Origin of the sequence: Pseudoneobacillus rhizosphaerae (genome assembly GCF_917563885.1) — a bacterium.
Classification (GTDB): Bacteria; Bacillota; Bacilli; order Bacillales; family Cytobacillaceae; genus Pseudoneobacillus; species Pseudoneobacillus rhizosphaerae.
In genome coordinates this window covers 97,314-107,429 of sequence record NZ_CAKJTG010000014.1, presented here as the reverse complement: position 1 = coordinate 107,429, position 10,116 = coordinate 97,314, and the positions used below count along the sequence as shown (strand labels likewise).

General features: G+C 36.7%; 7 protein-coding genes and 1 tRNA gene. 6 read left to right on the top strand and 2 right to left on the bottom strand.

The features are described 5' to 3' along the window. Positions 1–48 precede the first annotated feature (48 nt). Positions 49–120: transfer RNA gene (locus LRP83_RS13565), tRNA-Glu, on the top strand. A 533-nt stretch (positions 121–653) separates the two neighbouring features. Here the strand turns inward: LRP83_RS13565 and LRP83_RS13560 are convergent. Further along, positions 654–848 carry a hypothetical protein gene (locus LRP83_RS13560; protein WP_230497236.1) on the bottom strand — a complete coding sequence of 65 codons (195 nt, stop codon included), beginning with the start codon at positions 846–848 and terminating at the stop codon, positions 654–656. Positions 849–1,066: 218 nt separating this feature from the next. Here LRP83_RS13560 and glgB point away from each other — a divergent pair, with 218 nt between their 5' ends. From glgB to LRP83_RS13535, 5 genes are read left to right on the top strand one after another with little or no spacing between them, the layout of a single operon-like run. Continuing rightward, entirely contained in the window at positions 1,067–3,004 is a 1,938-nt protein-coding gene (gene glgB, locus LRP83_RS13555; protein WP_230497235.1) for a 1,4-alpha-glucan branching enzyme, read from the top strand. Next, positions 2,955–4,109 (top strand): glucose-1-phosphate adenylyltransferase, encoded by a 1,155-nt coding sequence (locus tag LRP83_RS13550; RefSeq protein WP_290369555.1) that lies wholly within the window; start codon positions 2,955–2,957, stop codon positions 4,107–4,109. The genes glgB and LRP83_RS13550 overlap by 50 nt, the downstream gene beginning before the upstream one ends. 59 nt (positions 4,110–4,168) lie before the next feature. Further along, complete coding sequence (locus tag LRP83_RS13545) at positions 4,169–5,197, top strand: GlgC family sugar phosphate nucleotidyltransferase (protein WP_230497234.1); 1,029 nt, start codon at positions 4,169–4,171, stop codon at positions 5,195–5,197. After that, the gene (glgA, locus tag LRP83_RS13540) at positions 5,194–6,645 is read left to right on the top strand and encodes a glycogen synthase GlgA (RefSeq protein ID WP_230497233.1); all 1,452 of its coding nucleotides are present in this window, start codon (positions 5,194–5,196) and stop codon (positions 6,643–6,645) included. The genes LRP83_RS13545 and glgA overlap by 4 nt, the downstream gene beginning before the upstream one ends. Further along, complete coding sequence (locus LRP83_RS13535; RefSeq protein WP_230497232.1) at positions 6,635–9,040, top strand: glycogen/starch/alpha-glucan phosphorylase; 2,406 nt, start codon at positions 6,635–6,637, stop codon at positions 9,038–9,040. Before glgA ends, LRP83_RS13535 begins: the two co-directional genes overlap by 11 nt. A 97-nt stretch (positions 9,041–9,137) precedes the next feature. On the opposite strand, the gene LRP83_RS13530 is transcribed toward LRP83_RS13535, so the two are convergent. Beyond that, positions 9,138–10,076, bottom strand: a complete 939-nt coding sequence (locus LRP83_RS13530) for a 1,4-dihydroxy-2-naphthoate polyprenyltransferase (protein ID WP_230497231.1) — start codon at positions 10,074–10,076, stop codon at positions 9,138–9,140. Positions 10,077–10,116 lie beyond the last annotated feature (40 nt).

Here is a 10,116-nt window from a genome sequence, read left to right as displayed (position 1 = left end):
GTAACCGGCGCGAGGGTTCAAATCCCTCCTTCTCCGCCATAAATTTTAGGCCCCTTGGTCAAGTGGTTAAGACACCTCCCTTTCACGGAGGTAACACGGGTTCGAATCCCGTAGGGGTCATATATAAAAAGAGCTGCAGACATAGTGTCGCAGCTCTTTTTATTTTTGTTTTGGCTCTGTTAAATTCCATTGTAGATATTATACAAATTAAAAGCTGGATGATGTCTTCATGTGGTTTCTAATAATGCTTCGGATAGGGTCATCGAAGTTCCTAATTGTTACCGCTATCTTGATTTTTTGCTGTTGAAGGTAACGAATAGAAGCTAATCGTTACTAAAATTGTCTGAAAAAAAGAGCGAAAACGGTAACGAATAGAAGCTAATCGTGACTGAAACCAGTAGATAAGAGCGAAAACGGTAGCGAATAGAAGCTAATCGTGACTGAAACCAGTAGAAAAGAGCGAAAACGGTAACGAATAGAAGCTAATCGTGACCGAAACCAGTAGAAAAGAGCGAAAACGGTAACGAATAGAAGCTAATCGTGACTGAAACCGTAGATAAAAGCGAAAGCGGTAACAATTAGAAGCTATTAGCCTCTAATTGTTACCGCTTTCTTACTATCAAGTCCAAATCTCCGGGCTTACATCAAACTAATCAATCATACTTCTCTTCCCTCGGTGCAAGTTTATTCCCTGGATTATTGAGATCAAACTCAGAGGAAACCCCAGTTGAAGGCCCGCGAAACATATCTCCAGTAGCTAGTATTTTCCCATCTGCTGCTTCAAATAAAGGAACTTTAGTATCTTCACCAGCTTGTCTCAATAGAAATTCTTCTTCTTTATTAGCCATTTCCAATTCCACCCTTCATTTCTTTCTGACTTATATTGTTTTATTTTGTCTATAAACCTTTGTATTTATGTCGAAGAAGAGAGAATCCACTCTTTTTTACTCATAATTTCAATAATGAACGCATCTTTTGTCTGAAAGTATTACTAGGAATTTCTGACAAAAACAAGAATAATACATGGAAGATGAATATATTTTTTCACTAAGGATGGGGAAGTAGAATGGTCGTGAGCACTTTGTATCCCACGGACTTTCAAATGCACTTGTTTCATGAAGGGACCTTTTATCATAGCTACCAATTATTTGGTGCACACGTTTTTAGTGAGAATGGTCGTGGTGTAACAAGATTTTGCGTATGGGCACCGTCTGCCCGAATTGTCAGACTTGTCGGTGATTTTAATAATTGGAATGGAACAGATTATACCTTTCATAGAGTTAATAAAGAAGGAATTTGGATGTTAATACTTCCTGAAAATTTAGAGGGGAGCCTATATAAGTACGAAATAGTAACCAATGATGGCATGAGCCTTCTAAAATCAGACCCTTATGCCTTTTATTCGGAATTAAGACCTAATACTGCTTCAAGGGTTTATCGCCTTGATAGCTATCAATGGAGCGATTTTAAATGGCAGGTGAAAAAAGAAAAGAAGTTAAGCTTTTCTGAACCTGTCATTATCTATGAACTTCATTTTGGTTCCTGGAAGAAACATGCTAATGGTGAATTTCTTACCTATTTAGAAATGGCGGATGAGTTAATTCCGTACATTTTAGACCACGGTTTCACTCATGTTGAATTATTACCACTTGTCGAGCATCCGCTCGACGATTCGTGGGGGTATCAAGGAACAGGTTATTTTTCTCCTACAAGTCGATATGGTGCACCCCATGAATTGAAGTACTTTATTGATCAATGCCATCAAAATGGTATTGGCGTGATTTTAGACTGGGTACCTGGCCATTTTTGCAAGGATGCTCACGGATTATATCAGTTTGATGGCAGTCATCTTTATAGCTATGAACATCCCAATGATCGTGAAAATGATATATGGGGAACTGCTAATTTTGATTTAGGTAAACCAGAGGTTCAAAGCTTTTTAATTTCAAATGCATTGTATTGGATGGAAAACTTTCATATTGATGGCTTTCGGCTAGATGCCGTTGCCAATATTATTTTTTGGCCTAATTCTAACGAAGAAAAACCTAATTTATTTGGCCTAGATTTTTTAAAAAAGCTAAATAAGGTGTTAATCGATAATGACCCTACAGTCATCATCATTGCTGAGGATTCAACAGATTGGCCACAGGTGACTACTCCAGTAGACTATGACGGCTTAGGATTTCAATATAAGTGGAATATGGGTTGGATGAATGACATTTTGGAATATATGGAAACACCGTCTCAAAATAGGAATGAAGTTCATCAGAAGATTACATTTTCATTGCTATATGCTTTCTCAGAAAATTTTGTCTTGCCTTTTTCTCATGATGAAGTCGTACATGGTAAAAAGTCGCTTCTCAATAAAATGCCAGGTGATTATTGGCAAAAATTTGCTCAGTTACGATTGCTTTTAGGATTTATGATGGCTCATCCTGGGAAAAAACTTCTGTTTATGGGCTTTGAATTTGGTCAATTTGTTGAGTGGAAGGATAAGGAGCAACTGGATTGGCCATTATTTGATTTTGAAATGCATGAAAAGGTAAATGTATACGTCAAAGAGTTAATTAAGGTATATAAACGATCTAAGCCGCTTTATGAGCTAGACCATTTGCAAACGGGATTTGAATGGATTGACGTAAATAATAGTGATCAATCTATTTTTTCCTTTTTAAGAATAGGGTGCGATGCGGATGATTTTTTGTTGATTGTTTGTAATTTCACTGAAAAAAAGTATTCAAATTATAAAGTAGGAGTACCAAATGAATGTAAATATCGAGAGGTTTTTAATAGCGATCAAGAGCAGTTTGGTGGTAGTGGCCATACCAATAAGAAGATATTAAAGGTTGAAAAAAGGGTGTTTCATGGTAAACCATACACCATTGAAATAAATATTCCGCCTTTTGGGATATCCATTTTACGACCTGTTAAATCACGAAAGGAGAGAAAAGGTAGTGGTAAAGAAAAAGTGCGTAGCCATGCTTCTAGCAGGGGGGAAAGGTAGTAGACTGAATTCCCTCACGAAAACAGTTGCAAAACCAGCAGTTCCATTCGGTGGTAAGTACCGAATTATTGATTTTACCTTAAGTAATTGTACCAATTCTGGTATTGACACAGTTGGGGTCTTAACGCAGTATCAGCCATTACTTTTAAACTCCTATATAGGAATCGGTAGTGCATGGGATTTAGATCGTATGGATGGAGGGGTAACCGTTCTTCCGCCATACAGTGAGTCATCGGATGTGAAATGGTACACAGGTACTGCTAGTGCTATCTATCAAAATATGAATTATCTTCAGCAATATGAACCTGAGCATGTGTTAATTTTATCAGGGGATCACATTTATAAAATGAATTATGAACTAATGTTGGAATACCACATTGAAAAAGGCGCAGATGTTTCGATATCCGTTATTGAGGTTCCTTGGGATGAGGCTAGTCGATTTGGCATAATGAATACGGATAGTGAATATAGAATTACTGAATTTGAAGAAAAGCCAGAGGATCCTAAAAATAATCTTGCTTCAATGGGAATTTATATATTCAGTTGGAATGTTTTAAAAGAGTATTTGATAAGAGACGACAAAAATCCAAATTCCAGCCATGATTTTGGAAAAGATGTTATTCCCCTTTTATTAAAAGAAAAGAAGAATTTGTTTGCCTATCCATTTAAAGGCTACTGGAAGGATGTTGGAACTGTTAAAAGTCTTTGGGAAGCCAATATGGACTTATTAGATGAAAATTGTGAATTGAACTTATTTGATAATACTTGGAGAATCTATTCCGTTAATCCTAATCAACCTCCACAATATCTAGCACCAAGTGCAGAAGTATTTGATTCCCTCATAAATGAGGGATGTACAATTGAAGGAGAGATTGAGAGATCGGTATTGTTTCAAGGGGTAAAAGTAGAAAAAGGAGCAGTTGTTCGTGAGTCTGTCATTATGCCTGATGCGGTCATTGGTAAAAATGCTTATATAGAAAAGGCTATCGTACCAGAAGAGGTTCATATACCGGAGGGTGCTGTTATTTGCGGAGACCCTTCCAGCAATGAAATTTTATTAGTGACGGAAGAATTAATCAATGAGCTATTAACAAATAAGCTTTGATTTAGCTAATAAACGATTCAATAAATAGAATGATAGAAAAAAGGGTGGGGAATACAAATATGAATAAACAATTGCTGGGAGTTATAGATGCAACAACATTTCATGAGGGATTAGAGGATCTAACAATTCACCGCTCCCTAGCTGCCGTTCCTTTTGCAGGGAGATATCGATTAATCGATTTTATTTTGTCTAGTATGGTGAATTCGGGAATTCGAAGTGTCGCTATTTTTCCTAAATTCCAATATCGTTCCTTGATGGATCATTTAGGTTCTGGGAAGAATTGGGATTTGAATCGAAAAAGGGATGGTTTGTTCTTTTTCCCTTCCTCCGATATTAATGGAAATAACGATGGCTTTGGGTGTTTTCAGCATTTTGCTGAAAATATGGATTTTTTCGATAGAAGCTTACAGAAATATTCGCTTATTACCAATTGTTACACTGTATTTAATATGGATTACAAAATGGTTTTGAAAACACATATCGAATCTGGCTGTGATATTACTGAGATTTCAAAACATGGTCAATCATTAGGAATGTTTATTTTAAAAACATCACTTTTAGTTGAGTTAATCAAAAATCGTGAGGAAACTGGATACACAACTATGAAAGATGTTGTATTGGATATCAATCATAATTTGAAAATTTGTCGATATGAGTATAACGGCTATGCAGTTATGATAAATTCGATTGAAAAATATTATTCTACTAATTTAAATATGTTGGAACCGAATGTTTGGAAGCAAGTATTTTTAAAAGATAATCCTATTTATACAAAAGTAAAAGATGAACCTCCAACCCGATATTTAAAGGGCTCCTCAGTTCAAAACGCAATGATTGCAAATGGTTGCCAAATCGAAGGTGTAGTTGAAAATAGCATCATTGCTCGAGGTGTGAAAATAGGTAAGGGTACTACGGTGAAGAACTGTATAATTCTTCAAAAATCACAAATTGGCGAAAATTGTGTGTTAGATTCTGTTATTTTAGATAAAGATGTAAAGATAGAAGATGATACGGTTATTACGGGGTCTATAACTAAACCAAATGTCATTCGTAAAGGCACGGTACAAGGAGCGTTGATTAAATCGTGAAGGTGTTATTTACTGTTTCGGAATGTGTCCCATTTATTAAATCTGGAGGGTTAGCCGATGTGGCGGGTTCTTTACCAAAGGAACTATTTAGCCTAGGTACAGATGTAAGAGTCATGCTGCCTAAATACGGAAAAATTTCGGCCACTTACCGAAATAAGATGAAGAAAATAAAAGAGTTTTCAGTAAAGATTGGCTGGAGGAATCAATATTGTGGTATAGAAGAATTGGTTCTAAATGGAATCACCTTCTATTTTATTGATAACGAGTATTATTTTAATCGTGATGGTCTTTATGGTTATTATGATGATGGAGAGCGATTCTCCTTTTTTAATAAAGCCGTTTTGGAAAGCTTGGTTCATTTAGATTTCTTTCCAGATGTAATTCATTGTCATGATTGGCATACAGCGATGATACCTTTCCTTTTAAGAGTTAATTATGATCAGAAGGAAGGGTATGAATTCATAAGAACTGTATTTACCATTCATAATTTACAATTTCAAGGAATATTCCCTAAGGAAATAATGACAGACCTATTAGGGCTAAATGAGCGTTTTTATCATCCTGATCAGTTAGAGTTTTTTGGTAATATCAATTTTATGAAAGCAGGTATTTTGGCCGCTGATAAAATTACAACCGTTAGTCCTACTTATCGCTCTGAAATCCAAACAGCATACTTCGGTGAAAAGCTGGATGGCCTTTTAAAAATGAGAGATGAGGACCTGATAGGCATTTTAAATGGGATTGATGAAGAGTTTTACAACCCTGTAAAGGATCCTCATTTAAAGTATCCGTTTGGAATGAATAACTTAAAAAATAAAGTGAAAAGCAAACAGGAAATTCAAGGCTATTTCGGTTTATCTATAAAAGAGGATACTCCTCTAATGGTCATGATAACTAGGTTAACGGCCCAAAAAGGTCTTGATTTGGTAAAATGTGTATTACATGAAGTATTACAAGAAGATATTCAAATGATTGTGCTAGGAACAGGAGATTGGGAATTCGAGCAATTTTTCCAACGAATGGGTTCCGAATTTCCTGATAAACTCAAGGTTCATATAGGATTTGACGAAGGATTAGCCCATAGACTTTATGCAGGGGCGGATTTATTTTTAATGCCTTCCTTGTTTGAACCATGTGGATTAGGCCAGCTCATCGCAATGAAATATGGGGCAATTCCTATCGTTCGGGAAACGGGAGGCTTAAATGATACTGTTCATGCCTATAACGAACAAAACGGTATAGGGAATGGATTTTCATTTCAAAATTTTAATGCGCATGACATGCTCTTTACGATAAGGAGAGCTATGCACTTCTACCAGCATAGGAAAGTATGGGAGCATATTGTTCATGCTGCAATGTCTAAAGATTATAGCTGGGCACAATCGGCATTTAAATATAATCAACTTTATGCGGAGCTCATTACGAGGAGTGAGAGTCATGTTTTCTAGCAATGAGCAATTTAAGCAAGAATTTATTGACCGCGTAGAGAGAATGTCAGGAAAATCTTTTGCAGATAGCTCAGAGAGGGACCAGTATCAAGCTCTGGGCAATATGGTTCGAGAGTTTGCTAGTCAGAATTGGATATCAACGAATGAACAATATCGTTATAGTGGGACAAAACAGGTGTACTATTTATCGATTGAATTCCTATTAGGACGATTGTTAAAACATAATTTACTTAATTTAGGTATTGAGAAAATTGTCGAGGAAAGCTTCACAGAGCTTGGAATTTCTTTAGATGCTATTGAGGAGCTTGAGGCGGATGCAGCCTTAGGGAATGGCGGACTAGGTCGATTGGCCGCTTGTTTTCTTGATTCATTAGCTTCTCTTGGATTACCCGGCCATGGATGTGGGATCAGGTATAAACATGGTCTATTCGAACAAAAAATTGTTAACGGATATCAAGTGGAACTACCGGAGCATTGGTTACGAAATGGCCATGTTTGGGAGGTTCGTAAATTAGACCATGCAGTTGAAATTCCATTTTGGGGACATATTGAAAGCACGATGGAAAATGGCAGATTGGTGTTTCATCATGTAAATGCAGAACGAATTACTGCGGTTCCTTATGATATGCCAGTGGTAGGGTATAAAAATAAAACAGTAAACACTCTTAGATTATGGAATGCCGAGCCTTCCGCTTATCCTATCCATAAAGATATTTTGAAATATAAGCGTGAAACTGAGTCTGTTTCAGAATTTTTGTATCCAGACGATACTCATGATGAAGGCAAAATTTTACGATTAAAACAACAATATTTTTTAGTATCTGCAAGCATTCGCTCCATTGTCCGCTCCTATCGTAAGCAGCACATAAGTCTTCAACATTTTCACGAGCACGTTAGTATTCATATCAATGATACCCACCCTGTATTAGCTATTCCTGAATTACTGCGGTTCCTCATCGACGAAGAGGGGTATGGATGGGACGAAGCTTGGGAGATAACAACAAAAACGATTTCCTATACAAATCATACAACGTTATCAGAAGCTCTAGAACGATGGCCAATTCGAATCTTTCAGCCATTGTTACCAAGAATATACTTAATCGTTGAGGAAATTAACAGACGTTTTTGCAATGAACTCTGGGAACGTTATCCTGGTGATTGGAAACGAATTGAAAATATGGCCATCATTGCAAATGAGGAAGTAAAAATGGCTCATCTCGCTTTAGTGGGATCACACAGTGTTAACGGTGTTGCCCAAATTCATACAGAAATTTTGAAGCAGAGGGAGATGCCATTATTTTATGAAGTTTTTCCAAATAAGTTTAATAATAAAACAAATGGAATTACTCATCGGCGTTGGTTGTTGAAATCGAATCCACAGCTTGCAAGTCTAATTTCTGAGGCTATTAGTGATGAATGGATTGCTAAGCCAGAAAAGCTGGAGCTGCTTATGGAATACCAGGATGATTCCTTGTTTTTAGAGCAGTTGTCCAAGGTGAAAGAGAGAAATAAACATAAACTAGTGGAAACGATCACTGCAAAAACAGGTATAGCTTTAGACCCAACTTCTATATTTGATATTCAAGTAAAAAGACTGCACGCTTATAAAAGGCAGCTACTAAATGTGTTACACATCATGCACTTATATAATCGAATAAAGGAAGATTCGAGCTTTAGTATTACTCCACGTACATTTATTTTTGGTGCAAAGGCTTCTCCAGGCTATTACTTTGCGAAAAAAGTAATTAAATTAATTAATACCGTCGCTAAAAAGGTAAATGAGGATAGTGAGGTATCTAAGTATATTAGAGTTATTTTCCTAGAGAACTATCGAGTATCCTTGGCAGAAGAGATTTTCCCAGCAGCAGATGTGAGTGAACAGATCTCCACTGCCAGTAAGGAAGCATCAGGCACTGGAAACATGAAATTTATGATGAATGGTGCAATTACGCTTGGAACGATGGATGGAGCGAATGTGGAGATTTTTGAAAGGGTCGGTAATGAAAATATCTTTACCTTCGGATTGAGTGCCGATGATGTATTACGCCTACAAAAACAAGGCGGTTACAGAGCGATGGAATATTACCAGCATGACAGACGAATTCGTAAAGTGCTAGATCAGCTTGTGAATGGGTTCTTTTCGGAAGAGCAGAATGAATTTGAAGCCATTTTTGACTCTTTGGTCGCTCATAATGATCAATATTTCGTTTTAAGAGATTTTTCATCGTATGTAGATGTTCAAAGTAAAGTAAACGAAGCCTACAGGAATCAAAATGAATGGTGGAAAAAAAGCCTAGTAAATATCGCCAAATCTGGACACTTCTCAAGCGATCGAACTATCCAGCAATATGCAAACGAAATTTGGCGTATACGTTCCAACTCAAACGTCTTATAACAATTAGAGCATAAACAAACTAAAAGCACCGGAGAACAAACTCCGGTGCTTTTATGCTTTAAAGTGGAGCGGGACTGTCCCCGAATCCTTTACAGTGTTAAAGAATGTAGCCTAAGAATAACCCGATAGATAGTAATAATCCAAATATGGTGTTGGTTTGGGCTGTTGCTTTCATGGCTGGCATCATTTCAATTGGCATCTTTTTACCAATAAATCCTTTGGTTGCGTTAATAGGCTTAGGTAAGCTGATTAAAATGATTGCTAACCAAGGTGAAACCAGTTGCAGAGCCATTAAAATAAATACCCAAATGTAGGAAACAATAAACATGCCTGCTAATAAAGTAACAGCATTTTTTCTACCAATTAAGATTGCTAATGTTTTTCTGCCGTTTTCTTTATCACCATCTAAATCACGAATATTATTGGAAAGCATGATGGCACCAACTAGGATGAAGCTAGGAATAGAAACTAAAATACTATAGCCATCCACTGCCCCTGTTTGGATATAATAAGAAATAAGAATGATCAGCATGCCCATGAAAAATCCTGATACAAGTTCACCAAATGGTGTATATGCGATTGGAACCGGTCCGCCAGTATATAAATAACCAACTGCCATACAAACCAATCCAACAGCAGCTAGCCACCAGCTAGTGAGCATACAAATATAAATTCCTAATAATAAAGCAATACCATAAAAACTGAGCGCTAACTGCATTACAGTTTTCGGTTTAACACCATCTCTTACAATAGTGCCTCCAATTCCAACCGAATTCTCATTATCAAGTCCACGTTTGAAATCATAATATTCATTAAACATATTCGTTGCTGCTTGAATAAGTAAGCTTGCGACTAGCATTGCTACAAACAGTCCAATATGAATGGTATGATTTTGATTGGCTAATACAGTTCCTAATAAGACTGGAGCAAAGGCAGCTGTCAAAGTATGGGGACGAGTAAGCTGCCACCATTTGCGAAATCCTTGATTCGAATGAACAATGGTAGAAGAGTTATTTGAGTTTAATTGTGGTTGCATAATCTTCTCTCCCTTTTTTAAAAATCTATATATAAAAAAA